This is a genomic window from Lentibacter sp., from assembly GCF_965657785.1.
Classification (GTDB): domain Bacteria; phylum Pseudomonadota; class Alphaproteobacteria; order Rhodobacterales; family Rhodobacteraceae; genus Lentibacter.
The window spans coordinates 1-26404 of record NZ_CBFHPP010000026.1; the positions used below are offsets into that span (position 1 = coordinate 1).

General features: G+C 58.8%; 29 protein-coding genes. 11 read left to right on the forward strand and 18 right to left on the reverse strand.

The genetic code is table 11. From position 1 onward, the window contains the following. On the forward strand, positions 1–390 hold a 390-nt coding region (locus ACTF58_RS11730), incomplete at its 5' end, for a sigma-70 family RNA polymerase sigma factor (protein ID WP_424203751.1). 30 nt (positions 391–420) lie between these two features. Here ACTF58_RS11730 and ribD read toward each other — a convergent pair. The 5 genes from ribD to ACTF58_RS11755 all read right to left on the reverse strand — a co-directional run bounded on the left by ribD (position 421) and on the right by ACTF58_RS11755 (position 6736). Continuing rightward, positions 421–1518, reverse strand: a complete 1098-nt coding sequence (gene ribD, locus ACTF58_RS11735; RefSeq protein ID WP_438992158.1) for a bifunctional diaminohydroxyphosphoribosylaminopyrimidine deaminase/5-amino-6-(5-phosphoribosylamino)uracil reductase RibD — start codon at positions 1516–1518, stop codon at positions 421–423. After that, positions 1515–1985, reverse strand: coding sequence for a transcriptional regulator NrdR (gene nrdR, locus ACTF58_RS11740; RefSeq protein ID WP_438992159.1), 471 nt, complete (start codon positions 1983–1985; stop codon positions 1515–1517). Before nrdR ends, ribD begins: the two co-directional genes overlap by 4 nt. A gap of 174 nt (positions 1986–2159) precedes the next feature. Further along, positions 2160–4175: a capsular polysaccharide biosynthesis protein gene (locus ACTF58_RS11745; protein WP_438992160.1), complete on the reverse strand. Its 2016-nt coding sequence runs from the start codon at positions 4173–4175 to the stop codon at positions 2160–2162. Positions 4176–4181: 6 nt separating this feature from the next. Continuing rightward, on the reverse strand, positions 4182–5327 hold the full coding sequence (locus ACTF58_RS11750) for a polysaccharide biosynthesis/export family protein (protein WP_438992161.1): 1146 nt from the start codon (positions 5325–5327) through the stop codon (positions 4182–4184). Positions 5328–5443: 116 nt separating this feature from the next. Next, positions 5444–6736, reverse strand: a complete 1293-nt coding sequence (locus ACTF58_RS11755; RefSeq protein WP_438992162.1) for a capsule biosynthesis protein — start codon at positions 6734–6736, stop codon at positions 5444–5446. A 149-nt stretch (positions 6737–6885) separates the two neighbouring features. On the opposite strand from ACTF58_RS11755, the gene ACTF58_RS11760 reads away from it, so the two are divergent. Both ACTF58_RS11760 and ACTF58_RS11765 read left to right on the forward strand, forming a co-directional pair. Further along, positions 6886–7473 (forward strand): riboflavin synthase, encoded by a 588-nt coding sequence (locus ACTF58_RS11760; protein WP_438992163.1) that lies wholly within the window; start codon positions 6886–6888, stop codon positions 7471–7473. A 73-nt stretch (positions 7474–7546) separates the two neighbouring features. Further along, complete coding sequence (locus ACTF58_RS11765) at positions 7547–8524, forward strand: MBL fold metallo-hydrolase (protein ID WP_438992164.1); 978 nt, start codon at positions 7547–7549, stop codon at positions 8522–8524. A 10-nt stretch (positions 8525–8534) separates the two neighbouring features. Here the strand turns inward: ACTF58_RS11765 and ACTF58_RS11770 are convergent, their stop codons facing one another. After that, the gene (locus ACTF58_RS11770) at positions 8535–9839 is read right to left on the reverse strand and encodes a GGDEF domain-containing protein (protein WP_438992165.1); all 1305 of its coding nucleotides are present in this window, start codon (positions 9837–9839) and stop codon (positions 8535–8537) included. 323 nt (positions 9840–10162) lie between these two features. Here ACTF58_RS11770 and ribB point away from each other — a divergent pair, with 323 nt between their 5' ends. From ribB to nusB, 3 genes are read left to right on the forward strand one after another with little or no spacing between them, the layout of a single operon-like run. Further along, a complete protein-coding gene (gene ribB, locus ACTF58_RS11775; RefSeq protein ID WP_438992166.1) occupies positions 10163–11290 on the forward strand; it encodes a 3,4-dihydroxy-2-butanone-4-phosphate synthase in 1128 nt (375 codons plus the stop codon). A gap of 3 nt (positions 11291–11293) precedes the next feature. Further along, positions 11294–11845, forward strand: a complete 552-nt coding sequence (locus tag ACTF58_RS11780; RefSeq protein WP_438992167.1) for a 6,7-dimethyl-8-ribityllumazine synthase — start codon at positions 11294–11296, stop codon at positions 11843–11845. Next, positions 11842–12309, forward strand: coding sequence for a transcription antitermination factor NusB (gene nusB / locus ACTF58_RS11785; protein WP_438992168.1), 468 nt, complete (start codon positions 11842–11844; stop codon positions 12307–12309). Before ACTF58_RS11780 ends, nusB begins: the two co-directional genes overlap by 4 nt. 304 nt (positions 12310–12613) lie before the next feature. On the opposite strand, the gene ACTF58_RS11790 is transcribed toward nusB, so the two are convergent. Then, on the reverse strand, positions 12614–13552 hold the full coding sequence (locus ACTF58_RS11790; RefSeq protein ID WP_438992184.1) for a polyprenyl synthetase family protein: 939 nt from the start codon (positions 13550–13552) through the stop codon (positions 12614–12616). Positions 13553–13668: 116 nt separating this feature from the next. Between ACTF58_RS11790 and ACTF58_RS11795 the strand changes: the two genes are divergently transcribed. From ACTF58_RS11795 to ACTF58_RS11805, 3 genes are all read left to right on the forward strand, one after another. Then, positions 13669–13890, forward strand: a complete 222-nt coding sequence (locus ACTF58_RS11795; RefSeq protein WP_438992169.1) for a putative signal transducing protein — start codon at positions 13669–13671, stop codon at positions 13888–13890. Beyond that, the gene (locus ACTF58_RS11800) at positions 13877–14647 is read left to right on the forward strand and encodes a tRNA1(Val) (adenine(37)-N6)-methyltransferase (protein ID WP_438992170.1); all 771 of its coding nucleotides are present in this window, start codon (positions 13877–13879) and stop codon (positions 14645–14647) included. The genes ACTF58_RS11795 and ACTF58_RS11800 overlap by 14 nt, the downstream gene beginning before the upstream one ends. Positions 14648–14741: 94 nt before the next feature. Next, entirely contained in the window at positions 14742–14915 is a 174-nt protein-coding gene (locus ACTF58_RS11805; protein WP_438992171.1) for a YdcH family protein, read from the forward strand. Positions 14916–15026: 111 nt separating this feature from the next. Here the strand turns inward: ACTF58_RS11805 and phbB are convergent, their stop codons facing one another. From phbB to ACTF58_RS11820, 3 genes are all read right to left on the reverse strand, one after another. Beyond that, a complete protein-coding gene (phbB, locus tag ACTF58_RS11810) occupies positions 15027–15749 on the reverse strand; it encodes an acetoacetyl-CoA reductase (RefSeq protein ID WP_438992172.1) in 723 nt (240 codons plus the stop codon). A 146-nt stretch (positions 15750–15895) separates the two neighbouring features. Next, on the reverse strand, positions 15896–17071 hold the full coding sequence (locus ACTF58_RS11815; RefSeq protein WP_438992173.1) for an acetyl-CoA C-acetyltransferase: 1176 nt from the start codon (positions 17069–17071) through the stop codon (positions 15896–15898). Positions 17072–17186: 115 nt separating this feature from the next. Beyond that, positions 17187–18026 (reverse strand): EAL domain-containing protein, encoded by an 840-nt coding sequence (locus tag ACTF58_RS11820; RefSeq protein ID WP_438992174.1) that lies wholly within the window; start codon positions 18024–18026, stop codon positions 17187–17189. Between the two features lie 98 nt (positions 18027–18124). On the opposite strand from ACTF58_RS11820, the gene ACTF58_RS11825 reads away from it, so the two are divergent. After that, complete coding sequence (locus ACTF58_RS11825; RefSeq protein ID WP_438992175.1) at positions 18125–18709, forward strand: DNA-3-methyladenine glycosylase I; 585 nt, start codon at positions 18125–18127, stop codon at positions 18707–18709. A gap of 103 nt (positions 18710–18812) precedes the next feature. Here ACTF58_RS11825 and ACTF58_RS11830 read toward each other — a convergent pair whose 3' ends face one another. The 7 genes from ACTF58_RS11830 to ACTF58_RS11860 form a co-directional block, all read right to left on the reverse strand. Beyond that, a complete protein-coding gene (locus ACTF58_RS11830) occupies positions 18813–19859 on the reverse strand; it encodes a threonine aldolase family protein (protein ID WP_438992176.1) in 1047 nt (348 codons plus the stop codon). Next, the gene (locus ACTF58_RS11835) at positions 19859–20338 is read right to left on the reverse strand and encodes a YcgN family cysteine cluster protein (protein WP_438992177.1); all 480 of its coding nucleotides are present in this window, start codon (positions 20336–20338) and stop codon (positions 19859–19861) included. The genes ACTF58_RS11830 and ACTF58_RS11835 overlap by 1 nt, the downstream gene beginning before the upstream one ends. Then, positions 20335–21273, reverse strand: coding sequence for a bifunctional riboflavin kinase/FAD synthetase (locus tag ACTF58_RS11840; protein WP_438992178.1), 939 nt, complete (start codon positions 21271–21273; stop codon positions 20335–20337). Before ACTF58_RS11840 ends, ACTF58_RS11835 begins: the two co-directional genes overlap by 4 nt. 107 nt (positions 21274–21380) lie before the next feature. After that, positions 21381–21824: a MaoC family dehydratase gene (locus tag ACTF58_RS11845; RefSeq protein ID WP_298804639.1), complete on the reverse strand. Its 444-nt coding sequence runs from the start codon at positions 21822–21824 to the stop codon at positions 21381–21383. Positions 21825–21952: 128 nt separating this feature from the next. Continuing rightward, entirely contained in the window at positions 21953–22828 is an 876-nt protein-coding gene (locus tag ACTF58_RS11850; protein WP_438992179.1) for a TIGR01459 family HAD-type hydrolase, read from the reverse strand. A gap of 97 nt (positions 22829–22925) precedes the next feature. Continuing rightward, a complete protein-coding gene (locus ACTF58_RS11855; RefSeq protein ID WP_438992180.1) occupies positions 22926–23249 on the reverse strand; it encodes a DUF1294 domain-containing protein in 324 nt (107 codons plus the stop codon). A 41-nt stretch (positions 23250–23290) separates the two neighbouring features. Then, positions 23291–24211 (reverse strand): manganese-dependent inorganic pyrophosphatase, encoded by a 921-nt coding sequence (locus tag ACTF58_RS11860; RefSeq protein WP_438992181.1) that lies wholly within the window; start codon positions 24209–24211, stop codon positions 23291–23293. Positions 24212–24304: 93 nt separating this feature from the next. Here ACTF58_RS11860 and ACTF58_RS11865 point away from each other — a divergent pair, with 93 nt between their 5' ends. Further along, positions 24305–24961: a DUF2161 domain-containing phosphodiesterase gene (locus ACTF58_RS11865; protein ID WP_438992182.1), complete on the forward strand. Its 657-nt coding sequence runs from the start codon at positions 24305–24307 to the stop codon at positions 24959–24961. Positions 24962–25242: 281 nt separating this feature from the next. Here the strand turns inward: ACTF58_RS11865 and ACTF58_RS11870 are convergent, their stop codons facing one another. Further along, positions 25243–26130, reverse strand: coding sequence for an alpha/beta fold hydrolase (locus ACTF58_RS11870; protein WP_438992183.1), 888 nt, complete (start codon positions 26128–26130; stop codon positions 25243–25245). Between the last annotated feature and the right edge of the window lie 274 nt (positions 26131–26404).

Sequence of the window (26404 nt, forward strand, 5' to 3'; positions counted from 1 at the left end):
GAAAAGCTGCAAATGCCGCTTGAGAAGGTCCGCAAGGTGATGAAAATCGCCAAGGAGCCGATCAGCCTTGAAACGCCGATTGGCGACGAGGAAGATTCACAGCTCGGCGATTTCATCGAAGACAAGAACGCCGTTCTGCCTCTGGACTCCGCCATTCAGGAGAACCTCAAAGAGACAACAACCCGCGTTCTCGCCTCGCTCACACCCCGCGAAGAGCGGGTGTTGCGGATGCGCTTCGGCATCGGCATGAACACCGATCACACGCTCGAAGAAGTCGGCCAGCAGTTCTCGGTGACGCGCGAGCGTATCCGCCAGATCGAAGCCAAAGCGCTGCGCAAACTCAAGCATCCGAGCCGCAGCCGCAAGCTGCGCAGCTTCCTTGATCAATAAAACAAAAGAGCCCTTCGGGGCTCTTTTTCGTTAGGGCCTGCGCCCCCAGCGGCACATCACATCACCGCCCATCGCCCGCGCCTCCAAAAGCGCAAAGCGCGGCGCTTGCGTGAGCCGCTCAAGCCCCAAAGCCCCCACGCTCGGCAGCCCTTCGGCGCCAATCGTCAGCCCCGCAGTATAGCCGACAAGCTCGTCCACCAAGTCTTCCCCCAAGAGAGAGGCCGCCAAAGCGCCGCCGCCTTCACAAAAAATACGGGTCAGCCCCGCCGCGCCCAAAGCATCAAGCACCGCGACAATATCAAGCTGCCCTGCGCGCAAACCACAAGGCAAAAGCCGCGCGCCAATGCCGCTCCAAGCCTCGGTCAAATAGCTGTCCGCATCTGCCCCGTGGCAGAGCCAGAGCGGCACATCTTTCGCGCTCATCGCAAGCTTGCCCATCATCGGCATATCCAGCCGTCGCGACACAATCACCCGCACAGGCTGGCGCACATCGCCATGGCCGCGCACCGTCAGCATGGGGTCATCGGCCCGCGCCGTGCCCGCGCCCACCATCACAGCGTCATGGATGCTGCGCAAACGGTGCACATCGGCCCGCGCCGCCTCGCCGGTGATCCACTGGCTCTCGCCCGTCGCGGTGGCGATCCGCCCGTCAAAACTGCTCGCCAATTTGAGCGTCACAAAGGGCCGCCCTGTGGCTTCGCGTTTCAAAAATCCTGCGTGGTCGCGCGCGGCCTCTTCAGCGCAGACCCCAAGCGAAACTTCGATCCCCGCAGCGCTGAGCATCTCAAATCCGCGCCCTGAAACCCGCGCGTCACTGTCCTCAAACGGCGCAACAACCCGCGCGATCCCCGCCGCGATCAAGGCGCTCGCGCAAGGCGGCGTCTGCCCCTGATGGGCGCAAGGCTCTAGTGTGACATAGGCCGTCGCCCCCCGTGCCCGATCGCCAGCTTGGGCCAGCGCGACCGTTTCGGCATGGGGCCGTCCGCCCGCTTGCGTGACGCCGCGGCCCACAATACGGCCCGCGTTGACAATCACACAGCCCACAGCAGGGTTGGGCCATGTCTGGCCCATCCCGCGCCGCCCCAGTCCAAGGGCGGCACGCATATAGCTCTCGTCAGACCGGCTCACGTGTCTTCTGGTTTGACGTCTGGCCGCAGCTCGCTGACAAATTTGTCAAAGTCGTCTGCCGCTTGGAAGTTCTTGTAAACACTGGCAAAACGCACATAAGCCACGGTGTCGATCCGTGCGAGCGTCTCCATGACAATCTCGCCGATCACCCGCGAAGGGATATCTGTTTCGCCCATGCTTTCCAGCCGGCGCACAATCCCCGAGATCATCTGATCAATCCGCTCAGGCTCAACAGGGCGCTTTTGCATAGACATACGAATAGAGCGCTCAAGCTTGTCGCGGTCAAAATCTTCGCGCTTGCCGTTGGTTTTGATGACCACAAGGTCGCGCAACTGCACGCGCTCATATGTGGTAAAGCGCCCGCCGCAGGCAGGGCAAAAGCGCCGCCGTCTGATAGACACATGGTCTTCCGCAGGACGCGAGTCTTTCACTTGGGTGTCGATATTTCCGCAAAACGGGCAGCGCATAGGCCGTCCCCCTTCTTTTCTTGTTCCGCCTCAAAAAGATATGGGGTTGGCCCCCACTTATCCACAGGCACTATAGGCCAGCCGCTAGGCTTTGGGTAGGGGGCAAATGCACCCCCAAGATAGGCTAAAGGGGGAATGTGGCAGTTTGGTTCCCCTGTGGCGCTCTCGCCTCAATCAGCGCCAGAAACGGGCATAGCTCGCAAAGACGCCCTGAAGCTTTGCCAGAAGCCGGTTGGCAGGGCCGCGCCGAAAGCCGCCTTCGCTCAGCCGCCTGAGCGCAAGCTCGGGGCTGCAAGGGCGCTGGCTCACAGGGTCAAAATAGCGCGGATAGTCAATCAAGGCCGCATGGGCGAGGCTCTCAAGGCTCACGTGCCGCCCGCGCCGCGCCGGCACGCGGCCTTTGTCCGTGGTCAGCCCCCAGCCCGCATAAAACGGTGCGCCCGTGGTGGTGACGTTCAGGCCGCGCAAAAGCGCTTCAAACCCGATCAGCGAGGTCATGGTCCAGACTTCCTCAACCTGATCCAAAAGCGCCGCCGCATCCGCATTTTCCACCAAAACATCCGCCAGCCCGACCAGATCCTGCGCCGCAACCGCGCCAGGCCTCAGCCCTGCTTCGACGTCAGGGTGGGGCTTGAACACAAGGATCGCCTTGGGGTTTGCCGCCCGCGCGGCCGCCAACAGGCCAAGGTTTGTGCAAATCTCTCCCGCCCCAAGCCGGATCGACGCATCGTCCTCCACCTGTCCAGGCACAAGAATGCGCCGCCCCTCAGGCAGCGCGGGCACCTCTCCCTTGAGGTTGTATTTCGTCACCCCTTGGGCGCAAATCGCCTCAATCAGGCTGCGCACACGCGCGCTCTGGTCGGGTCTGAGGTTGGCCCGCGACTGCACCAGCCGTTCAAGGCGGCTCTCGCGCGTCGGGTCATAATAGATCCCCAGATCGTCCAGAACGAGGCTCAAAGGCGGCGTCAAAGCCGCCCCAAGCCCGCGGGAGCGCAAAAACCCGTCCTCAAGGCGCAGCCGTTTGTCGCCGTCTTGCGCCTTGCCCGCCCAGATCATCGCCCGCCCGTCGGGCTTGGGCGTATCGACAAATCGCAGCCGCCCGTGGCGCCCGAAAAACTGCTGCAAAGGCGCACGTTTCCAAAGCCGCATTCCCGCCGCGCTCCAGCCCTTGTGGTCTTCGCGCCATGCGCGCACCTCGGCCTCAAAGCTGCCAAGCGCCGTCTCAAACGACGTGAGGCAATCGTTATGCACATCATACCACGTCGGCGTCTTAATCATGGCCCCCAAGAAAAGCTGCGCCCGCGTCAACACCCGCCCACGGCGGGGCAGGGTGCGCGGATTGCGATCCTCCGACAGCCCCCAGCCCGCATAAAACGGCTGGCCGAAGACCTGTGGCCGATGCCCTGCCAATATGGCCTCAAAGCCCATCTGGCTGGTGACAGTATAGACTGCGACAGCCCCCTCCATCAGCGCCCAAGGGCTGACGCGCGCCTCAAACAGGCTGATCTTGCGGCTGGTGTCGGCCTCGCTGAAATAGCCTTGCCGATAGCCCGCCTGTGTCTCGGGGTGGGTCTTGATGACGATCCGTGCGCCGGGGTTGTCCTCCTGCGCATAGTAAAGCATTTCCTTAAACGTGTTCGCATCTGCGTTGCCATAGGTCACAGAGGCGTCCTTGCGGGTCTGGTCAATCACAAGCACATATCCCGCCTCAGGGCAGGGTGTCTCAAGGTCATAACTCGCATATTTGCTCAGCTGCGCCTCTTTGATCCGCGCGATCCCCGCATGAGCGCGCTTCAGCTCGTCTGTGTTGTCGAGCCGATCATGCGCTAGAATCTGTTCCAGCCGCGAAGGCGCGCTCGCGTCAAAATAAACCCCGATGTCATCCAGCATCAGCCCCAAAGGCGGCTCGCCTGCACGCCCCGCCTGCAGCGAGCGCAGAAACGCATCTTCCACCCGCAAGAGCTTTGCGCCCGCGCGTTTGGCCGCCTTTTCGCCCCGCGCGGCATAGGGCGAGCGCCCCCAAACGGCGACAAGCCCCTCTGCTTTGGCGCGGCCAAGCGTCAGATCATACCCCGACAGCTCCAATATCCGCCGCACACGGCGCTGGCGCAAAAAACCGGCGGTGTAATAAGAAAGCCGCCGGCGCTCCTCAGCGCCAGCGGCTTGTTCTTTGTCTTTTAGATCAGCCACTTGGCCTTAGCCGCCAGTGCCAAGTGTCGAGAGCGTATCCACCGTCGCCAAAGAGCCGGTCAAAGCAGAAATCGTCTTGTCCCACTGGGTGAACGGCGCTTCGGTCACATACAGCGTGTCGCCGTCACGGACCGAAAAGTCACGCGCAAGGAACATCCCGTTCGGCTGGGTCAGGTCGAGCACATAGACAAGTCGCTGCGCGCCAATCAGATCGTCACGGCCCATGACCATATTTGAAATATCGGCTGGCTCGTTGCGGAACACAAAGACGCCTGTCGGGTCCGCCGCCGAAGTTGACAGCCCGCCCACCTGCGCAATCGCTTCAATCGCGCTCAAAGTCTGGCTCTCAAAGGCCACCCGCGCCTGCGTGCCTGTCGCGCCAAGCGCGGTAAAGCTGCGGGTGTCTTCTTCGACAAGAATACGGTCGCCATCGCGCAGCGCGATATCAAGCTGAGGGTGCTTGTAGAGGTCCTGAAACCAGACCTTCGAGCGCATCGTGCCACGGATCACAGTGATCTGGGCAATCTCGGGTGCAATCGTGATGCCACCAGCCTGCGCCAGCATGGTTGAAAGCGTGCGCGTGGGCCGCTCGATCGGAAAAATCCCTTGGCCGCCAATCGCCCCTACAAGGCTCACACTTGCGCCATCGCCTGCAAGGCGACGCACCTGAACTTGGGGATCAGGGGTTTGTTCGCCGAGTTTGCGCGTGATGGTCTTGCGGATGGCTTCGGGCGTGTTGCCCGCCGCGCGAATGCGCCCCGCATAAGGAATAAAGATAAAGCCAGCCGCATCGACCTGCACTTCTTCCAGCACAGCCGCACCCGCGCCCGCAGCGCCGGATGAGCCAAGCAACGGATCATCGACGTTTTCCCAGATCGTCAGGCCCAGCGTGTCGCCGGGGCGGATCGTGTCCGAGCCGATCAGACCTGCGTTTTTGAACGCATCCGAAAAGCCGAGCGCCGGCACAATCGCTGTCGTGCGGGTCACGCGGTCATTGACCGAGATAACAAAAGCATCGCCGCTTTTTTGCACCGATCCTGCGAAAATTTCTCTTTTATTGGGGCCTGAACGCGGCAAGCCACATGATGATACCACTGCAAGCGCAGCAATCAGCGCGACAAAACGCGCCCAGCTCGGAGTTACGGGTTTCACTGCTCGGTCTCCTCGACCTATTATTATTCTGCCTCAGATTCAGCACTTTGCACGCCGTTATTGAGGTGAGCGTAACCCATATCGATTTAAAAATAAAGCGTTAGACTTGCGCCCGCTTATTGCACAAGGCGCAACTGTTGCCTCGGTGCCGCGGTTCCCGCTTCCAGAGCTTCATAAGGATCATCGGGCGTCAGCATCATATCGACAACCATACGCATCAGCTGGCGCCGCCCGCGCGAAGAGTAAAACCCGCCCGGAACCTGACTGGTCTCCAGCAAGTAGCGCCGATACGCCTGATAGGCCTTGTGGTCTGGCCGCTTTGCGGCGCTGAAAAAGGCCGCCAGCGGCTCTGTCGCCACAAATTCAGGCTTGTCATAGACCGCGCGGCCAAAGACCTTCAGCGGAATACCGCGCCACAAAACCTGCTGCGCGGCGGTCGAATTCACAGTCACAGCGCTGCGCACATCGCTCAAGAGCGCAGCCAGCTTGCCGCCGCGCACATAATGCACACGGCCCTTCAGGCCAAGCGCGCCAGCCAGTCGTTTGATCTCGCGCCTGAGGGGCACGCGCCCGTCCTCTAGCGGATGGGCCTTGAAAACAAGGTGGTGGTGCTTTGGCGCGCCCTCGGCAAAGCCGCGCATCACCACTTCGAGAAACTCGGTCATGGTGTTGAACGGCGAGTGCATCTGAAAGCTGCTGTCATGCTCAAGTTGCAACAGCGCCAGATGGTAGGGAAAGCCGCCGTGGCGGATCCGCCATGTGGCGACGCCCCGCTCCAGCGCCTGAAACGGCATCAAGAGCAGGCGCTTGAGATAAAGCTGGAATTCTTTTGTGACACTCAGCGCGCGATGGGGCTGAAAGTTGCGATAATCGCCGTTCCGAAACATCACAAACCAATGATACAACGCACCATAAAACACGTGTTGGCGCGTGTCGCCCCAGCGGGCAGGGGGCAAGGGCGTGTCCATATCCGAATGCGCCAGCCCCGCCTGCATCTCGCTCAGCGACATCTTCATGAGCCGCGAGTTGCCGTTGCTTCCGCCGCGCTCATAGGTCACCCAATAGGGCCGCATATAGCCCTCTTCAAAGACATGAACACCAAGGCCCAAGGCCTTCGCCGCCGCCACTGCCTTGGCATGAATGGGGCGCGTATCGCCATAAAGCACAATATCGGTGACGCCCTTTTCAGCAACAATCTCGCCAAAGCGCGCCTCCCACTCCGCCAGCCTGCCGCGATAGGGGATGTAGCTCTTCGGGCTAAACCAAAAGGCACGGTCCCCCGCGTTAAACCCGACACGCCACACGCTTGCGCCGGCGCGCGCCAGCATCTTTCCCAAAAGGTGGAAAAACGGCCCGTGCGGCCCCTGCAAAAACAGAAAAACGCGGTGATCGCCAGTGATTTTGCCCATATGTCTTATACTCTTCGGTATCTCTTTGACCCTTACCCTATACATGGACTGTGGTGAAAATATGGTGAATGCGTCGCCAAAGGCCAGCGCTTTCTTGCAGCCCGCCTGCGCCCGCGCTACTAATCCGCAACAGCGCGAAAGGCAGTCCCATGTTCACAGGCATCATCACAGATATCGGCACCATCCTCGAGCTTGAGCAGCGCGGCGATCTGCGCGCACGCATTGGCACGTCTTATGACACCAAAACAGTCGATATCGGCGCCTCCATCGCCTGCAACGGCGTCTGCCTCACAGCCATTGCGCTGGGCGAGGGCTGGTTTGATGTTCAGATTTCCGCTGAAAGCGTGGCCAAAACCAATATTTCCACATGGCTCAAAGGTGGCCGCGTCAATCTGGAGCGCGCGCTCAAAGTCGGCGACGAGCTCGGCGGCCATATCGTCTCGGGCCATGTCGACGGCGTCGCGAAGATCACCGCGATGAAAGACGAAGGCGACAGCACCCGCGTGACGCTTGAAGCCCCGAAAGATCTGGCCCGCTTCATCGCGCCCAAAGGCTCGGTGGCCCTCAATGGCACATCCCTGACGGTCAATGAGGTCGAAGGCACAAGCTTCGGGATCAACTTCATCCCCCACACCAAAGAGGCGACAACATGGGGCGCGGCTCAGGTTGGCGATCTGATCAACCTCGAAATCGACACGCTCGCGCGCTACGTCGCTCGCCTCGCCGAAACCGCCTAACATATTCACGAAAAGCATTGCGTTTGGCGCGCGTGGCCCTAGACTCCCCCGAAATCAAATAAGGGAGACTGCCATGAGCCTGATCAAACCAACCCGCCGTGATATTCTCAAAATCGCCGCCGCCATGCCCGCCTTTGCGCTGCCCGCCTCGCTGGCACAGGCCTCTGCCGCCCCGCTCGGTGCGCCCGCCGCAGGCAATGGCGGCGTTTTCCGCTTTTCCATGGGCGAGACCCAGCTCACAATCCTGTCTGACGGCTTTTTCTCCGTGCCCACAACGGGCCTTGGCGTCAACGCCCCCCGCGAAGAGGTGCAAGCCTTCCTCAGCGCGCATTACCTCTCGCCCGAAGAGGGCTACAGCCACACCAACCACCTCCTGATCGAGACAGCCGAGGCCAAGGTCCTCGTTGATGTCGGCTCCGGCAACCGCTGGTTTGAAACCACGGGCCGCCTTGTCAGCAATCTGGAAGCCGCAGGCCTCACGCCCTCAGACATCACCCATGTGGTCATCACCCACGCCCACCCTGATCACATCTGGGGCATCCGCGATGACTTTGACGAGCCGCTCTTCCCCGAAGCCGAATATATCATTGGCGAGGCCGAGCACGCCTACTGGTCTCAAGACGGCCTCGCCGATCAGGTCAGCCCCGAAATGCTCCAGTTCGTGGCGGGCGCGGTCAACAGCTTTGCCACAGACGGCGTCGAATGGACCTTGGCGGGCGAGGGCCACGAGGTCGTGCCCGGCGTCACGCTGATCAATACCCCGGGCCATACCCCCGGCCATATGTCCGTGCGCCTTGAAAGCGGCGGTCAGGCGCTGATCGCGCTCGGCGACGCCATGAGCCACGCCTGGACAAATTTTGCCCAGCCCAAGTGGTTCAACGGCTTTGATTCAGACGGCGAACAAACAGTCAAAACCCGCGAGGCGCTTCTTGATATGGCCGCATCAGACCGCATCGCGCTTCTGGGCTATCACTTCCCCTTCCCGGGGGTCGGCCATGTCATGCGCGAGGGCGACGCCTACCGCTTTGTGCCAAGCCTCTGGCAGTTCTGAGGGCAAACCCTCAGTTCAGGGCGGGGGCTGCCCCCGCCATACGGTTCATCTCGCGGTAAAGCACAGCACGGTTGCGGCCCGCACGCTTGGCCGCAAACAACGCCTCATCCGCCTTGGCAAGCGCAACTTCAAAGTGGTCCCCCGCCGCGCAGAGATTGACGCCGATCGAAGCGCTCACCCGTTTCGGCGCCTCTGCCCCCGTCGCCGCGATCCGCGCAGGGATCTCCTCAAGCGCCTTGCGCATTTGGTCAATCCTGCAGCTCAAAAGGCCAACGTCGTTCTCGCGCAAACAGAGCACAAATTCTTCGCCGCCCCAACGCCCAAGGCTCTCTCCCGTCTTCAAATGCGGTGCCAAAGCGGGCCGCACCTCTTGCAAAACACGGTCGCCGATATTGTGCCCGTAAGTGTCATTGATCCGCTTGAAGTGGTCCAGATCAATCAGCGCCAGCGCACGGCCCTCTGCTGACGGGCCGTCACAACCCAAAGCCAGCGCCACACCTGTGCGGTTCAAACAGCCTGTGAGGCTGTCAATGGTGGCCAACTTGGCAAATCGCGTTTCCGCGCGGCGTCGCAAGACATCCGCGTTTTGAAGCTTGTGCCCCGCGCGCACGGCGTTAAAGACGCCAACCCATACAATCAAGGAAATGACGCAGGCTTCGTAAGGCACGCCCTGTTCGGTGGTGTTCACAAGATGGTGCAGGAGCAGCCCCGAGGCCAGCGGCGCGAGCACACTGGTCAGAACCAAAGCCCGCGTGATCCCCCCGATGCTGGAGCGGCGAAACAGAATGCGCGTCGGCTTGAAGCCGGTAAAAAGCGTGGCCGTCGCCAGCCCCAGAGCAACCAAAGCCAATGTCGTTCCAAACGCCATATCCCCCAGAGGAAGCCTCAACCCGAAGCTATAGCCGATCAGAACATTCAGCCCGATCGCCAGCGCCATAAACATACAGAGCGCTGCAAAATTCAGCGCGCTGCGCCGCAACAGGCCCGCAAGGCCCAGAAACCAGATCAGCCCGAAGGTGTTCCAGCCCATGCGCCCACTCAGCCCCATCTCCTCCAGAAAGAGATTGTGCGGCAGAACGCGGCTCACTGCGGCCACAGCCAGCGCCAGCGCCGTCAACCCATAGGTCAAGCTACGCGGCAGGCCCAAGCGCCTGATATAAAAAGCAATCCCAATCAAAACGATGCAGAGCCATGTCACCAGAGTGGTCGCCGCCCCCTCGTGATCAGGCCGAAGCCAGAAGTCACGCCCATACAGATTGGTGCCAAAGCTGTAGCTGCTGATCAAAATCGCAAATGTGGCAAACCACAGTCGCATCCCGCGAAACCGAAGAATAGGAGTGCCCTTTGGGCGCAAAGCTGCCTGAAGATGAGCAGGGTTAATCATATTTGGCCTCATGGTTGCGGTGCAAGCTTAGGTCAAAATCCCATCACAATAAGCTGTTGCGAGATAAACGACGCCGCAGCGAAAAGAAATGTGATATTACACATTTATTAACAAAAGGTTAACGGAAACACTTCACCTTCACCTTCACCTTCACCTTCACCTTCACCTTCACCCTTTTCGCCCTGTTTTTGCGCTGGCTCTGGTCAAAAGCGCGGCCTCCTGCTAATCCCGTCTGCGCAATCAATGAGGCCCCCATGAGCGACGCATATATGACCCCCGGACCGCTGGAAGCGAGCCTCAAAAACGCGATATCTCCGATTGAAGAGATCATTGCCGCCGCCCGCGCAGGCGAGATGTTTGTGCTCGTCGATCACGAAGACCGCGAAAACGAAGGCGATCTGGTGATCGCCGCCGAATTTGCCGATGCCGCCGCTGTCAATTTCATGGCCACCCATGGCCGCGGCCTGATCTGCCTGCCTATGACATCCGAGCGGATCGACCGCTTGGGCCTGCCGATGATGGCGGTGAACAACTCCTCGCGCCACGAAACAGCCTTCACTGTGTCGATTGAGGCCCGCGAAGGCGTCAGCACAGGGATATCGGCCTCAGACCGCGCCCTGACAATCGCCACAGCGATTGACGAGAAAAACACCGCCGCCGCCATAGCCACCCCGGGCCATGTCTTTCCCTTGCGCGCCCGCAACGGCGGCGTCCTTGTGCGCGCAGGCCATACAGAGGCTGCGGTTGATATCGCCCGCCTCGCTGGCTGCAAGCCCGCTGGCGTGATCTGCGAGATCATGAAAGACGATGGCACCATGGCCCGCCTGCCAGACCTCGTTGACTTCGCCGCCGCTCATGGCCTCAAAATCGGGACGATCTCCGATCTGATCGCCTACCGCTCCACCCATGACAACCTCGTGCGCGAGATCCGCCAAGAGAGCGTCACCTCCGAGTTCGGCGGCACATGGGATATGCGCGTCTTTACCGACGAGATCAGCGGCACAGAGCATATCGCGCTCCTCAAAGGCGATGTCACAACGCCCGAGCCAGTCCTGCTGCGCACCCACGCGCTCAACGAGCTTGAAGATGTCCTCGGCCTCGGCCCGACGCCCGCTGACGAGCTTCACAAAGCCATGCGTATTGTCGCCGCCGAAGGCCGTGGCGCGGTGATCCTCTTTCGCGAGCCGCATCCGCGCCTGACCTTCGCCGCCGACGAAGACGCCCCGCGCATTGTGAAACATACAGGCCTTGGCTCCCAGATCATCGCCAGCCTCGGCATCACCGAAATGACCCTGCTCACCAACTCCCCCAAAACCGTCTATGTCGGGATCGACGCCTATGGCCTCTCGATCACCGGCACACGCCCGATCACAGAGGCCTGACCCATGGCAAGTTCCCAAACCCACTACATCCTGCCGCGCCCGAGCTTTGATGCGCCCGTCAAGCTCCTGATCGTGGTCGCCCCCTACTACCGCGACATCACCAACGACATGATCGCAGGCGCGCGCGCCGAAATCGCCGCCGCAGGCGCCACCAGCGATCTCATCGAGGTGCCCGGCGCGCTCGAAGTGCCCACCGCCATCGCCACCGCCGAGCGCCTCTCGAGCTATGACGGCTACGTCGCCCTCGGCTGCGTCATTCGCGGCGCCACCACACACTATGAGACAGTCTGCAACGACAGCTCCCGCGCCCTCACGCTTCTGGGCCTGCAAGGCCTGATGATCGGCAACGGCATCCTGACCGTCGAAAACATGGCCCAAGCCGAAGAGCGCGCCAACCCCGCCGATATGAACAAAGGCGGAGGGGCCGCCGCAGCAGCCTTGCATCTTGTCGCGCTCGCCCGTAAATGGGGCGCTCAGCGCGCCACCCCAGGGTTCAAGCCCGAATCTGAAGAGTATCAGCTGGCCCAATCAACCAAAGGCAACCCAACCGCATGACGCTCTCAGGCAACCAGATCCGCAAAATGAAATCCGCCGCTCGGCTCTACGCCGTTCAGGCGCTCTTTCAGATGGAGCAGTCCCGGCAAACCGTCGAAGCCGTCATGGCCGAATTTTCCGAGCACCGGTTCGGCGCCTCCTATGAGGAGGGCGATATGCAGGACGGCGACATGGCGCTCTTTGCCACCCTGATGGAAAACGCCGTCAGCTACCAAGCCGCGATCGACCAGATGACAGACCGCGCCCTCGTCGCCAAATGGCCGCTTGGCCGGATCGACCCGACCTTGCGCGCGCTCTTCCGCGCCGCCGGGGCCGAGATGAGCCAGACAGAGACGCCGCCCAAAGTCGTGATCACGGAGTTTGTCGATATCGCCAGCGCCTTCCACCCCGAGGGCAAAGAGGCCAGCTTCGTCAACGCCGTGCTCGATCACATGGCCCGCGAGGCGCGCCCAGAGGCCTTCTAACCCAGAGGCCTTCTAAAGCCGCCGCGCCCGCCGCCCGATGTCTGCGCCGCCTCTGGCTTTCTTTTTGCCAAAAATATCCAAATCCCGCGCCGCGCCAAGGGCCCCGAAGCGCGCGGTGGGGTAACCTCTTTGAAAGAGATCAGCCCAGCCGCTTTTGGCGGCCCGCCTGCGCACGCGCCATTAAGTTAATCTCTGTTAACGTTTGTGGTGAAGGGGGGGTGCACGCATGGTGCACGGGGGGTGCACACATATCACCCCCCTAGAATCAGCGCTCAAATCTCCGTTAACCCGCCTGTGCGCTGGGTTAACTGATCCTTGAAACAACGAATTCCGCCAAATCATCCAACATCCCGCGCAGCGGGTGCTCTGGCAGGGCCTGAAGCGCTGTGCGCGCCTTGGCCGCATAGCCCAAAGCGTCCTGACGTGCCGCCTCTAAAGCGCCATGTGTCTTGAGCAATTCAAGCGCATACTCAAGATCGCCCTCGCGCTGGTCGCCCTTTTCAATGGTGCGCTGCCAAAAGGCGCGCTCCTCCGCCGTCGCCTTGGCGACCGCTTTGATCACAGGCAAAGTGAGTTTGCGCTCGCGAAAATCATCGCCGATGTTCTTGCCCGTAGCGCCGCTAACGCCCTGATAATCAAGCAAATCATCCACAATCTGGAAGGCGATCCCAAGCGCATCACCATAGTCATAAAGCGCCGTCACCTGCGCCTCTGGCGCCCCCGCGATCACGCCGCCCACTTCGGTTGCGGCCGAGAACAGCGCCGCTGTCTTGCCGCGCACCACCTGCAAATAAATCGCCTCTGTCGTCGCCAGATCCTGCGCCGCAGTCAGTTGCAAAACCTCGCCCTCGGCAATCGTCGCCGAGGCATTGGCAAGAATATCAAGCACCCGCAAACTGCCCGTTTCCACCATAAGCTGGAAGGACCGAGAGAACAGATAATCGCCAACGAGAACAGAACTTTTGTTGTCCCACAAGAGGTTAGCCGTGGGCCGCCCACGCCGCTTTTCGCTTTCATCGACCACATCATCATGCAGCAAGGTCGCTGTGTGGATGAACTCGACGGTCGCTGCGAGATGCACATGATAGGGGCCATCATAGCCGCAAAGCTCGGCCGCCGCGAGCGTCAGCATCGGGCGCAGGCGTTTGCCGCCCGCCTCGACCAGATGCTGCGTCACCTCAGGGATGCGCGGCGCGTGTTCGGAGGCCATCCGCGCGCGGATCAAGACGTTGACCGCCTCCATGCCTGCGGCCAAATGTGCGGCCAGTCTCTCGTGCGGTTTGTTTGCCGATCCGTTCAAGCTCTTCACGCTCCCGTCAGACGTCTCGACATTTGCTGCCGAATGGTCATATTCACTTTATGAAACAACTTCTTAGCACAAACAATATGGCCGATCTGGCCTTTGCCCAAGCATTGCTTCAGGGCGAGGGTATAGCCGTGTTTGAAATGGACGTAAATATGAGCGTGCTGGAAGGCGGCATCGGGATTTTTCCACGCCGGCTGATGGTTGTAGAGGCCGATTACGAGGCCGCAGCCAAGGCGCTGCGCGACAACGGGCTTGAGGTCTATGAGCGGCCCTGAGACTCCCCCCGATCTCACGCAAGACGCCTTTCTCGGCGGGCGCTTAAAGCTTTGGCAACCAAAGCAGGGCTACCGTGCTGGGGTCGATCCCGTTCTCTTGGCCGCCAGTATCCCCGCCAAAGCGGGCGACAGTGTCCTTGATCTGGGCTGTGGGGCAGGGGCCGCCGCGCTCTGTCTGGGGCGGCGTGTCGCGGGCTTGGAGCTGCATGGCCTTGAACTTCAACCGCTCTACGCCGAATTGGCCTCACAAAACGCGCTTGAGAACAGAATCAGTTTCACGGTTCACCAGGGAGATGTGGCGCTGATGCCCGCTCTCTTGAAGGAGCGGCGCTTTAACCATGTGATAACCAATCCGCCCTACTTTGATCGTCAGACAGGCTCAAAAGCGCCAGACAAGACCCGCGAAACCGCCCTCGGCGGCGCCTCCCTCCCGCTCTGGCTTGAGGCTGCTGGGCGACGGCTTGAGCCGAAAGGCTATCTGACGCTCATTTGCCGTGCGGAGCGTGTGCCCGAGTTGCTCGCAGGCCTGCCCGCTTATTTGGGCTCGGTTGAGCTTTGGCCCGTTTTGCCGCGTGCAGGGCAGGCCTCGCAGCTTGTGCTTTTGCGCGCCCGTCACTCGGGCCGCGCCGCATTTCGTCTGCACGCGGGCCTACTCATGCATGAGGGGGCGGCTCATACCGTTGATGGCGAAAGTTACACCTCCCAGATCAGCGGCGTCTTGCGCGACGCAGCAGCGTTGCGGTTTCCCGACACTTGACGCTATTTTTTGCCGATCCTCTCGCAACTGCGGCGTGACATACTATCTATGATATGCTCGACTGTAACAGCAACGTAACAATGAGGAGATTGAAATGAGCTTGAATTCCCACATCGAAGAACTGAAGAGAAAACATCAGACTCTTTCGGACCGTGTCGAACATCTTCAACGCACGCCCAGCGCCTCAGACGCCGAAATCGCCGACCTCAAAAAACAGAAATTGAAAATCAAAGAGCAAATCTCGCGTTTCGAGACAACATCAGCCTGATTTTCCTATTATTTTCAACGCGCTCCTGAGTTTAGGGGCGCGTTTTTTTGTGGCGTTTACATAGAAAAAGCCGCGATTTTCATCGCGGCTTTGAGCTGTCTTTTGGCTCATTTAGACGAAGAATTGCCCACCATTCGCCGAGATCGTAGAGCCGTTAATAAAGCCCGCATCATCAGAGGCAAGGAAGGCCACGCAGCGCGCAATTTCCTCAGGTTCGCCAAGGCGGCCCGTCGGGATCTGCCCAATGATCGACTCCCGGACTTTTTCGGGCACGGCCATCACCATTTCGGTTGCAATATATCCGGGGCAAATCGCGTTGGCCGTAATCCCTGCGCGCGCGCCTTCTTGGGCCAGTGATTTTACAATCCCCAAGTCGCCAGCTTTGGTCGCCGCATAGTTCACCTGTGCGAACTGGCCCTTCTGGCCGTTGATCGAACTGATCACAATCACACGGCCAAATTTGCGCTCGCGCATACCGTTCCAAAGCGGATGCACCGTGTTGAAAACGCCCGTTAGGTTGGTGTCGATGACCTCATGCCATTGTTGCGGCGTCATTTTGTGGAACGGCGCATCGCGTGTGATACCTGCGTTTGCGACAACAACATCAATCGGGCCAAGCTCGGACTCGACCTTGGCAATGCCTGCCGCTGACTCTTCATAATCGGCAACATTCCATTTGTAAGTTTTGATTCCGGTTTCCGCGGTAAAGGCCGCCGCGGCCTCATCATTGCCCGCGTAGGTTGCGGCAACATTATAGCCCTCGGCCTTTAGTTTTTTTGAAATCGCCGCGCCAATCCCGCGCGAGCCGCCAGTGACCAATGCCGTCCGTGTCATGTCTTTCTCCAGTGTTCTGTGCGTAATGCTGTTTCAAATAGATTATAGTTTAAGCAATAATGTTGCGCAAGCAAATTGAGGAATTCCATAAAAAAGGCGCCCCATTTTGGGACGCCTTGCTCAAGTCTCAATAAAGACTTTTCAAGTCATGGACGCTCCACGCAAAGCGCAACCCCCATACCGCCGCCAATACACAATGTGGCGAGGCCCTTTTTGGCGTCACGGCGTTTCATTTCAAACAAGAGCGTGTTGAGAACGCGGCAGCCCGAAGCGCCGATTGGATGCCCGATTGCAATGGCACCACCATTCACATTCACGATTTCTGGATCCCAGCCCATCTCTTTGTTTACAGCACAAGCTTGAGCAGCGAAGGCTTCGTTTGCCTCTACCAGATCAAGATCGCTCGCGCTCCAGCCGGCTTTTTCCAAAGCCTTGCGGCTCGCATAAATAGGACCAACCCCCATAATAGATGGATCAAGCCCCGCGGTTGCGTAGGAGACAATACGGGCCAACGGCTCAATGCCACGCTTTTCTGCATTATCTGCGCTCATCAAGAGAACGCCCGCAGCACCATCATTGAGGCCGGACGCATTGGCGGCTGTGACTGTCCCGTCTTTGGTGAAGGCCGGGCGCAGCTTTTGCATTGCTTCCATGGTCGCGCCGTGACGAATATATTCGTCTGCGTTGACGATTGTTTCGCCTTTGCGCGTTTTGACAGTAAATGCTGCAATCTCGTCAGCAAACTTGCCTGCTTTTTGGGCTGCCTCTGCTTTGTTCTGGGAGGCAACGGCAAATGCGTCTTGTTCATCGCGGCTAATCTGCCACTTCTCGGCCACATTTTCGGCGGTTTGTCCCATGTGATAGCTGTTGAACGCATCCCAAAGACCGTCGCGGATCATACTGTCGATGTATTTGGTATCACCCATTTTCACACCGTCACGCAGGTGCGCGACATGGGGGCTGAGGGACATATTTTCTTGGCCGCCAGCCGCTACAATGTCTGCGTCTCCAAGCTGGATGTGCTGCGCGCCAAGCGCGACAGCGCGCAGGCCTGACCCGCAGACCTGGTTGATGCTCCAAGCAGAGCTCTCGATCGGCAAGCCCGCATTGACATGAGCTTGGCGTGCAGGGTTTTGGCCTTGGCCTGCTGTCAGAACCTGACCAAGAATTGTTTCGCTGACCTCGTCTTTAGAGATGCCCGCACGCTCGACAATGGCTTCCAAAACGGCGGTGCCGAGGTCGTGTGCAGGCGTGTTTGAAAACGATCCCCCAAACGATCCGACTGCCGTACGGGCAGCAGAGGCGATTACAACATTAGTCATGAACAGTCCTTTCCCAGAAAACGCTGCGCTAAGGTCCTAGCGCAAGCTGTTGGGAGTGGCATACCGCATTTGCCGCATTGCGGCAATAACTCTGAGATGACCAAGCGACGCAGGGTCAGGCACGACGCTCGCTTTCTGGGGCACGTTCCCAAATCGGGCTGATTGTCGGCGCGGCAAAGTAATATCCCTGTAAGCAGTCAATCCCGATCTTGGCAAGAAAGGCCGCATCTTCCCCGTTTTCGACAAACTCGGCCACGGTGAGCATATCAAACTGATCAGCAATGGCTTTCAGGGCACTGGTGAGGACTTGATTGTCGGGATTTTGCGCGATGCCTCTGATGAATTGCCCGTCTATTTTAATGATATCAAAGTAAAAATCGCGCAAATAGCTGAATGAGGTATAGCCCGCTCCGAAGTCATCCAAGGCGAAGCTGACTCCTTTGGCTTGAATCTCGCTCATAAAGGAAACCACCAGTTCGGGAACTGTCATGGCTGAACTTTCGGTGATTTCGAGGATCAGTCGCTCTGCCACCGTTACGTTGCGCTGCAAGCCTTGCTTGAGTGTGCGCATCCAGCGCGGATAGCCTATCGAGCGGGCGGACATATTGATCGAGAGGCGCAGATTTGGCTGCCGCGCGAGAGTGCGAAGGCCTTTCTCCAATGCGATGCAATCCATGATGCGCCCCAGCTCTGTGGCTTCGATTTCGCGGATGAAATCTTTGGCTGGGATAATGCGCCCTGTTTCGTCTGTCAGTCTCAGAAGGGCTTCGTAAAAGGCAACCTTTTCAGGGTCTTGAGCGTGCATAATGGGTTGGTAGGCGAGCAAGACCTGCTTTTTGTTAAGGGCGGTTTCAACCATTTGCATGACGGATTTGTCCCGCATGGACACGGCATATCCCAAGGGATTGATCGGGTCGGTCCCATGGCTTGCCGCTGGCCGTCGAATGTTCTTCATCGTGTCATTCCCGAGTGATGCCTCTTTGAGTGGGAGCGTTACGCGGGATGTGCTAACAACCGTTTAAAGGAAAAAACCTAATAAAATTGAGCTGAATAATGAAAACGCATGACACTGATCAGACAAGATGTGGATGGCATGGAGCGGATCCGTTCTATGTAAAATACCATGATGAAGAATGGGGGGTGCCTGAATATGACAGTCGGGCGCTTTGGGAAAAGCTGGTCTTGGATGGCTTTCAGGCCGGGTTGAGCTGGATCACTATTTTGCGCAAACGGGAGAATTTTAGAGAAGCTTTTCAAGGGTTTGATCCCGAAATCATTGCGACATGGGGGGAGGCTGATGTGCAGCGTTTGTTGGCGAATGCAGGGATCATTCGGCATCAAGGAAAGATAGAGGCGACGATTACAAATGCGCAGGCCTATCTTGAGATAGAAGCGGCTGAGGGCTTTGCCACCCATTGCTGGAGTTATGTTGGTGGTGCCCCGCTTCAAAACCAATGGGAGAGTTTGGAGGCGGTTCCCGCGCAGACTGAAATATCGCGAGTATTTTCAAAAAATTTGAAGAAAAAAGGATTTAAGTTCTGTGGCCCGACGATTGTTTATGCCTGGATGCAGGCCTGTGGGCTGGTCAATGACCATCTCACAAGCTGCTACCGTCATAACGAAGTCAGGCGTGATTAGGGCGCAATTCGCCGTGTGGCAGCCTATGTGGCAATGTATATGGCAGGCAGTATGGACAAGAAAAACACGCACCAAAAGCGCCTGAATTTGAAGATGTCTGCCCCTAGCCTTTGGCGTGCCCGATAAACTGGTCAATCAAAGCGTCTGTTATTGACCAGTCGCAAACCAGCCGACACGGCAGCAGCGCATCCGGATCACCCGTTTCGACATCGCCAGACAGCACATAGTATCGCGCCCCCGCTGCGGCGAGGCGCTGGTGCGCGGCGCGCGGCAGCTCGGCAAAAATCATGTTTGCATCTGGACGATTGGTGATGCGTGCGCCTGGGACGGTGCCAAGGCCGCTCACGAGCCGTGCACAATGGGCATTGGCGCGTTTGGCCGAGGCAAGCCATAGGTCATCGGTGAGGTAGGCTTGCATCTGGGCCGAGAGGTAGCGGTGTTTTGAGAAGAGATGCGCGCCGCGCTTGCGACGCAGCTCAAACTCCCAAGCTTTGGACGGGTCAAAGAAAATGACAGCCTCAACGCCCATGCAGCCGTTTTTAGTTCCGCCAAAAGACACGGCATCAACGCCGGCTTTCCATGTCATCTCTGCCGCCGTGCAGCCCAGAGCGGCCTGAGCATTGGCAAAGCGAGCGCCGTCAAGATGCACCCCGAGGCCAAAAGACTTTGCCACATCGGCCAGAGCCTTGATTTCGGCGAGGCTATAAACCGCGCCGCGTTCTGTCACTTGGGTGATTGAGACGGGGCCACGCTGTGGGCCGTGCACGCCTCTTGTCTGCTCGGCTTCTATGCTCTCGCGTAAAACCTGAGCTGTCATTTGATCTTCGGTGCCGACAAGCGTGAGCTTGGCCCCGGAGGAATAAAACTCGGGCGCGTTGCACTCGTCTTCATGAATATGGGCGGTGGGAGAGCAAAAAACCGTCTCATAAGGCGCGCACATGGTTGCGAGGGCCAAGGCGTTGGCTGCTGTGCCTGTTGCAACGAGATAGACGGCGGCCTCGGGGGCTTCAAACAGAGTGCGAATTTGGGCGCGCACCTCATCCATAATCGTATCGGCGCCATAGGGCATAGCATAGCCTGTATTGGCCGCTGCAATTGCAGCCAGAACTTCCGGATGTGCCGGGCCTGCGTTGTCGGATGCAAAATACATTAGATCGGCTCCTCTATGATATGGTCTTCCCAATCGTCTTCAGACACTTCAAATTCGGGGAGGGTTTTATGCTGCATGGATACGCCCGCGGCGTGAACGCTTTCGGCTGTGCCGCTGATCAGGGGGTGCCAGTCGTAAAGAGGCTTCCCTTCCCAGAGCAGTTTGTAAGCGCAGGTGGTCGGCATCCAGTAGAGATGGCTGTCGAGTGTCTCGGGCTTGAGGCTGATACATTCGGGCACAAACTGGTGGCGGGTGTCGTATTGGGCGCAACGGCAGCTCGTATCATCAAACAGTCGACAGGCCACACGGGTAAGGGCGACTTCGCCTGTGTCTTCGTCTTCAAGCTTGTTCAGGCAGCATTTGCCGCAGCCGTCACAGAGCGCTTCCCATTCTTTCGCAGACATTTCAGAGAGCTTTTTCTGCTCCCAGAATTTGGGCGCGAGGCCCTCGCGCGCGATGGGGTCTTGCGGCTCGTTCATAGCGCACTCAGGAGGGCGCGCGCCCTGTCGCAATCGGCGTGCATCTGGGCAATGAAGGCCTCAAGGCTTGCGAAAGTTTCTTCGGGGCGCAGATATTCAACAAGCGCTACAGAGAGCGTTTCGCCGTAGAGATCGCCTTTGAAGTCAAAAATAAAGCTTTCCAGATTGGGCGTGTTTTCGCCAAACATCGGGCGTGTGCCGAGAGAGGCGGCACCTTGGTAATGGCCCGCGTGGGGGCCTGTCAGCACATCGACCTGAACAGCATAAACACCAAATTTGGGCAGGTGCAGGCCGCTGATATCCATATTGGCGGTGGGGAAGCCAAGCTCGCGCCCCCGTTTTTCGCCGTGCAGCACAGCGCCATCGAGTCTGTGCCAATGGCCAAGCATTGTGGCGGCATCTTGCGGGCGGCCTTCACTGAGAGCGGTGCGAATGGCGGTTGAGGAGACTTGCGCGCCTTGTGTTTCAAGCAGTGGGGCAATGCTGACGCCAAAACCGAAGGTGTCTCCGAAGCGGATAAGATCCTCGGCGGTGCCAGCGCGGGCTTTACCAAAGCAGAAGTCTTGCCCGATCACCACATGAGACAGGCCGAGGCCGTGGCTTATGACATCGCGGGCGAAGTCTTCGGGCGTGAGGGCTGCGAGGGCGGCATCAAAGGGCAACTCATAGAGATGTGTGACACCGAGCTTTGCCAGCCTGTTGCGCCGTGCCGCAGGGCTCATGAGGCGAAAGGCGGCTGTCTGCGGCGCGAAGTAGGCGCGGGGGTGTGGCTCAAACGTCAAAACGCCGAGAGGCGCGTTGGTTTGCTCGGCTGTGGTGCGGGCGATATCAATCACCGACTGGTGGCCGAGGTGCACGCCGTCAAAGTTGCCAATGGCGACGGCTGCGCCACGGTCGGCAACAGGGGTGTTATGATAGGAATGGATCACACGCATAGCGCTTGGGTAGCCTCAGGGACGGCAAGGCGCAAGAGGCTCTGCGACATCTTGTGGGGCTGTGCAGGGGGATGACACGCGGTGAGGCGTGCCACTCTATTAATTTGTCAGTCAAACTTTCCGGAGGGGGCCAAAACTGTGGCCTCGCCAATCAGGACTTTTTTGCCATTCACCAAGCAACGGGTTTCAAGCTGGACACGGCGTTTGGCCACATCAATTCCGATCACCTCGACTTCGGCGAGGACGGTATCACCGGGGCGCACGGGGCCTAGAAACTTGAGAGACTGGCCCATGTAGACGGTTCCGTGACCCGGGAGCTGCTCGCCGATCACGGCGGAGATAAGGCCTGCTGTGAGCATACCATGGGCGATACGGCCCTCAAAAATGGTGTCGCGCGCATAGTCGTCATCAAGGTGCACAGGGTTTCTGTCGGTGGAGACCTGCGCAAACATTTCAATGTCTTCATCGGTAACGGTTTTGCGCAAGTGACGCGTCATTCCCATCTCGATTTCTTCGATGGTGATGGTTCCACGGGGCAGATTGTCCAACATTGAGCCCTCTCTCTCGTGCTGCGGCTGACTTTGTTTGAGGGTAACATTAGGCATAATGAAACCTCGGTATTGAAACATAATTACTTTGCAGTTGCAGCAAGATCAAGCAAAAAATCGATATCCCCTGTTTAGCGGAGACGTCCGATTGCGTAGGTGGGTGTGACCATTTCTGCTTCTACGAAGGCGGCGAGGGCCTTCTCGTCGGGCTGGTCTTTGGTCTTTGTTTCGGCGGCGGCCAAGCCGCCTGTGATAAAGAGCGAGTCAATGTCTTCGCCCTGAGCGCCTTGGATGTCGGTGTGAATTCCGTCGCCAATGGCGAGAATGCGCGAGCTGTCGACCTTACTTTTCAGGCTTGCGAGGCGGCGGCGGGCCAGATCATAGATTGGCGGGTGGGGCTTGCCAAAATAAAGGCTCTCGCCGCCCATTTCGGTATAAAGCGCAGCCAGAGCGCCCGCGCACCATTCGCGCACCTCGCCACGGTCCACGACGATATCGGGATTGGCGCAGAGCAGTTTGAGGCCTTTTTGCTTGGCATAGAGAAAATCTGCACGGTTGACTGCGGGATCGGCCATAGGGTCAAACGGGCCACAGCACACGATCCCTTCGGCCTCGGCGAGCGGCACGCGGGTGATTGTTGCGGGTGTGTCAATGATTTCAAGCGGTTCAAAAAAGCCCGCATCCCGCGCCCATTCGCCCATAAAATAGATTTTCTCTCCGACCATGCCACGGAACAACGCGGCGCGGGCAGAATCGCCTGAGCTTGCAATGCTGTCATAGGCGTCTTCGGGCACGCCGAACTGACCAAGCTGTGCCGCGACGCCTTCGCGGGGCTTGGGCGAATTTGTAACGAGCATCACAGTGCCGCCTGATTTGCGATAGGCGCGCAGCGCAGCAACGGCCTCGGGGTAAGCTGTGACACCATCATGAACGCAGCCCCAAAGATCTACAAACAGCGCATCATACTGCGCAGAGATTTCGCTAAGGGCGGGAATGATACGGGTCATGATGTGGCTCCTTTGGGGGTTGGCCGTGTTATGTCAGGGGCGGAGGCACATTGAAAGAGGTCGCGGGATGTGACCGAAGAGGTCTGCCCGAAGCGCCCTAGACAGGGGGTGGCCCATAAAGGATCGTCAACAGCGCAGGCAGCCATGTTGTCACTTGAGACAACACCGCCGCTATGGTGAGACCGATAAAATTGATCCAGATTGCGCGGTTGAGCTTTTTGTTAAAGGGATGTGGCGCTTTTTTGTGATTGAAGAGGCGCTGGCCGAGTTTCAAGCCGATCCATCCTCCGAAAAAGCCCAATTGGAGGAGGTTTAGCTCTGCGACCCTGTTCCGGTCGCGGCGTGCGCTGGACTTGTCCCAGCCGAAAGCGGCCAGTGTGAACAGATTGAGCAACAGGGCGTATTTGGCGAGAAGCAGCATGAAAATAAGGAGCGCCGCGGGTGGCGCTCCTGTGAAGGTGCTTAGAGCGCGAGGCTCGGGATGATCTGTTTTTTGCGGCTCATAATGCCTGGAAGCACCACGGCATCGCCGGAAACAGTCGCACCAAAGCTCTTCTCGGCAACTGTTTTAACCAGATCATTCGGCACAAGCAGGGTGGCTTCTTCGTTGAGGATATCCACAACAAAAAGCAGCACTTGCTCTACGCCATCTTCTGATGCGACGCTTGGCATGGCAGCCATCAGGCTTGCCTTGCGGCTGAGCACTGTGTCGGGCGCAGTTGTTTCGAGCACCGAGACACGGAATTTTGTGCCTGCGACTTCATATTCCTTGCTGTCCATACGCAGAAGCTCGGCGTCAGAGAAGGCCGACACATCTGATTTGGCCGCAAACATTTCGGCGGCGTAGGCCGGAATGTCGATCCCCAGATCGCTGGCGAGCTGCTCTGCCACGGCTTTGTCATGTGGCGTGGTTGTGGGCGAGCGGAATGCGAGCGTGTCGCTGAGAATACAGGTGAGCGCTGTGCCTTTGGCCCAATCGGGCATCTGGGCGGCGTCATCGCCCATGAGGTCAATCATGATCGTGGCGGTGCAGGCAAGCGGGCGGATCGTGATTTCGATCGGGCCTTTTGTTTCGAGTCCACCAACGAGCTTGTGGTGATCAATGATCGCTTGCACATCGGCGTCGTTCACGCCTGCGGGCAGCTCGGCGGGATTGTTTGTATCAACGATCACGCAGGGCTGGTTGGCGTCCAGATCGCTGATGATGCGGGGCTTTGGGAGATCCCATTTTGCGAGCAGGAACGCCGCTTCGGTATTTGGCTCTCCAAGCAAAACGGCCTCGGCTGTCTGGCCTTTGACGTCGTTGAGATACCATGCCCAGAGTATGGGCGAGCCTGTGCTGTCGGTGTCGGGGGATTTATGGCCCAAAACAAGGGTTGTCATCAAAACTGCTCCTGAGATTACACTGATTTGCGGGCCTTATAAGCCGCAGATCTGGGCTTGTCACGCGGGGAGGCGCGGGGCAAATTGCCTCTTATGGCAAAGATAAAAGAAACAGCGCTTTACGCCCCTGTGAAAGCCTATCTGGTAGGTCTGGGCTATGAGGTCAAAGGCGAGGTCGGCGCGGCGGATGTTGTGGCGCGGCGCGGAGCGGAAGCGCCCTTGATTGTCGAGTTGAAGACGGGGTTTTCGCTGCAACTGATGCATCAGGCCGTCGCGCGCCAACGGATCAGCGACAGTGTGTATGTCGCTGTGCCACGCTGGAAGGGGCGTGCGGGCTGGAAGGCATTCAAGGCCAATGTGGGGCTGTGCAAACGGCTTGGGCTTGGGGTTCTATCGGTTGATCTTGAGGCGGGGACGGCGCAGGCCCATAGCGACCCAGCGCCGTTTCAGCCCCGCAAGTCAAAGCTCAAGGCCGCCGCCTTGATGCGCGAGTTTGACGCGCGCGAGGGCGATCCGAACGAGGGCGGTATGACCCGCATGACCATTGTCACGGCCTATCGGCAAGAGGCTGAAAAATGTGCGCGCCATCTGGCCGAGTATGGCCCGAGTCGCGGGCGGGATGTGAAGGAGGCCACCGGGGTTGAGCGCGCGACAACGATGATGCGGGCCAATCATTACGGCTGGTTTGAAAAGCAGTCGGCGGGCGTCTACGCACTTAGCGCGGCAGGGCAAGCCGCTCTTAACCTTTAGTATGATCTTGCGCTTGTGGTTTTCTCAGACATGATTAAAGTTTAAAACTGTATATTTTTTGGAGCTGCCCAATGACCAGTAAATCTTTTTCCCTTTTCGCGGTTGCGATCGCACTGATCTCTAGCCTCTCTGCTTGTAGCTCAGATTTCGCAGCAAACGAAAACCTTGTGCAAGTTCAGATCAGTGAGGCCGCATACCACAACCTTTACGGCGGCTTGGCCAATAATTGTGACGACGTGGCGGGTGATGCTTGCAATTGAGCGAGAGACAAAAGCGCCTGTTTAGGCGGCTTTGCGGATAAAATCTGACACGATCCGAATGATTTCAGGCGCAAGCAAAGGGGTTATGATATGCCCCATGCCTTTGATCGGATGATAGACGCTATCGGGGATATGCGCGGCAATCTCGGCGCCGAGGGCGGCGAGAAGCAGCGTGTCGTCGAGGCCATGTATGACGCAGCAGGGCAGGGCAAGTGCTTTGAGGGCTGGCCGTCTGTCGGGGGCGGCCATTGTTGCCAGAAGCTGGCGGTTGATGCCCGCGGCTTTTGGCCCGCCACGCAGGTAGGCGGCCTTGGCCTGTGCGCGGATAAAGCCGTCCTCGGCGGGGTAGCCCGGGCTGCCCCAGAGGCCATATTCGGCAACCAGCGCGTCTTGGGCCTCTGCAAGAGAAGTATCGTCACGGGCGACCAGCTTTGGCAAAAGCTCGGCCACGGCCCCACGCTCGACCAGCGGGCGGCAGGTGCTCATCACGATTGTGTCGGTGAGCAGGCGGTCTGCGTGAGTGAGGGCAAGAAGTTGTGCAATTGCTCCGCCCATGGATATCCCGAAGATGTGGGCGCGCTTGATATCGAGCGCATCCATGATCCCGATCACATCATCGGCCATATCGTTTAATGTATAGGCGCTCTGGAGCGGGGCGCCCTCTGCGGCGGCGGCAATGATCTCTTCGGCGTCTGAGGGCACGCCTGTCTGATCAAAACGCTGGGACAGGCCGACATCGCGGTTGTCAAAGACAAGTGTACGAAACCCTGCGGCGACAAAGCCGCTGATCAGATTGTCGGGCCAGTGGACAAGCTGGGTTCCGAGGCCGCGAATGAGGATCAGGGCGGGGTTGGCCGGATTGCCGTGATCTTGCACCTCAAGGGAAATGCCATTGGCTTTGATCTGCATAGGGACCTCATGGATGTTTGTTAAAAACGCTATGCGCTTGGGGCGGGGGAGGCAAGCGGGGTGTTTGCTATGCTTTGGCAGGGGCCATCTGCAGCTCTCTTAAAATTTTCACAGAGCCTGTCCTTGACTCACCCCCGAAGCGACCTTAGCTATGCCGCGTTGGCACTCGCATGGGGTGAGTGCTAATACCCGATTGAAACGGGTCTGAATTGAAACTCAAGCGTAAGGAGCCTCGAGAGATGGCATTTACACCGCTTCACGACCGCGTTGTCGT

Coding starts and splice junctions, on each gene's coding strand:
- nrdR (WP_438992159.1), bottom strand. CDS start 1,985: ATGCGCTGCCCGTTTTGCGGAAATATCGACACCCAAGTGAAAGACTCG.
- ACTF58_RS11755 (WP_438992162.1), bottom strand. CDS start 6,736: ATGGGCAAAATCACTGGCGATCACCGCGTTTTTCTGTTTTTGCAGGGG.
- ACTF58_RS11760 (WP_438992163.1), top strand. CDS start 6,886: ATGTTCACAGGCATCATCACAGATATCGGCACCATCCTCGAGCTTGAG.
- ACTF58_RS11765 (WP_438992164.1), top strand. CDS start 7,547: ATGAGCCTGATCAAACCAACCCGCCGTGATATTCTCAAAATCGCCGCC.
- ACTF58_RS11770 (WP_438992165.1), bottom strand. CDS start 9,839: ATGCGACTGTGGTTTGCCACATTTGCGATTTTGATCAGCAGCTACAGC.
- ribB (WP_438992166.1), top strand. CDS start 10,163: ATGAGCGACGCATATATGACCCCCGGACCGCTGGAAGCGAGCCTCAAA.
- ACTF58_RS11780 (WP_438992167.1), top strand. CDS start 11,294: ATGGCAAGTTCCCAAACCCACTACATCCTGCCGCGCCCGAGCTTTGAT.
- nusB (WP_438992168.1), top strand. CDS start 11,842: ATGACGCTCTCAGGCAACCAGATCCGCAAAATGAAATCCGCCGCTCGG.
- ACTF58_RS11790 (WP_438992184.1), bottom strand. CDS start 13,552: ATGGAGGCGGTCAACGTCTTGATCCGCGCGCGGATGGCCTCCGAACAC.
- ACTF58_RS11795 (WP_438992169.1), top strand. CDS start 13,669: ATGAAACAACTTCTTAGCACAAACAATATGGCCGATCTGGCCTTTGCC.
- ACTF58_RS11800 (WP_438992170.1), top strand. CDS start 13,877: ATGAGCGGCCCTGAGACTCCCCCCGATCTCACGCAAGACGCCTTTCTC.
- ACTF58_RS11805 (WP_438992171.1), top strand. CDS start 14,742: ATGAGCTTGAATTCCCACATCGAAGAACTGAAGAGAAAACATCAGACT.
- phbB (WP_438992172.1), bottom strand. CDS start 15,749: ATGACACGGACGGCATTGGTCACTGGCGGCTCGCGCGGGATTGGCGCG.
- ACTF58_RS11815 (WP_438992173.1), bottom strand. CDS start 17,071: ATGACTAATGTTGTAATCGCCTCTGCTGCCCGTACGGCAGTCGGATCG.
- ACTF58_RS11820 (WP_438992174.1), bottom strand. CDS start 18,026: ATGAAGAACATTCGACGGCCAGCGGCAAGCCATGGGACCGACCCGATC.
- ACTF58_RS11825 (WP_438992175.1), top strand. CDS start 18,125: ATGAAAACGCATGACACTGATCAGACAAGATGTGGATGGCATGGAGCG.
- ACTF58_RS11830 (WP_438992176.1), bottom strand. CDS start 19,859: ATGTATTTTGCATCCGACAACGCAGGCCCGGCACATCCGGAAGTTCTG.
- ACTF58_RS11835 (WP_438992177.1), bottom strand. CDS start 20,338: ATGAACGAGCCGCAAGACCCCATCGCGCGCGAGGGCCTCGCGCCCAAA.
- ACTF58_RS11840 (WP_438992178.1), bottom strand. CDS start 21,273: ATGCGTGTGATCCATTCCTATCATAACACCCCTGTTGCCGACCGTGGC.
- ACTF58_RS11845 (WP_298804639.1), bottom strand. CDS start 21,824: ATGTTGGACAATCTGCCCCGTGGAACCATCACCATCGAAGAAATCGAG.
- ACTF58_RS11850 (WP_438992179.1), bottom strand. CDS start 22,828: ATGACCCGTATCATTCCCGCCCTTAGCGAAATCTCTGCGCAGTATGAT.
- ACTF58_RS11855 (WP_438992180.1), bottom strand. CDS start 23,249: ATGCTGCTTCTCGCCAAATACGCCCTGTTGCTCAATCTGTTCACACTG.
- ACTF58_RS11860 (WP_438992181.1), bottom strand. CDS start 24,211: ATGACAACCCTTGTTTTGGGCCATAAATCCCCCGACACCGACAGCACA.
- ACTF58_RS11865 (WP_438992182.1), top strand. CDS start 24,305: ATGGCAAAGATAAAAGAAACAGCGCTTTACGCCCCTGTGAAAGCCTAT.
- ACTF58_RS11870 (WP_438992183.1), bottom strand. CDS start 26,130: ATGCAGATCAAAGCCAATGGCATTTCCCTTGAGGTGCAAGATCACGGC.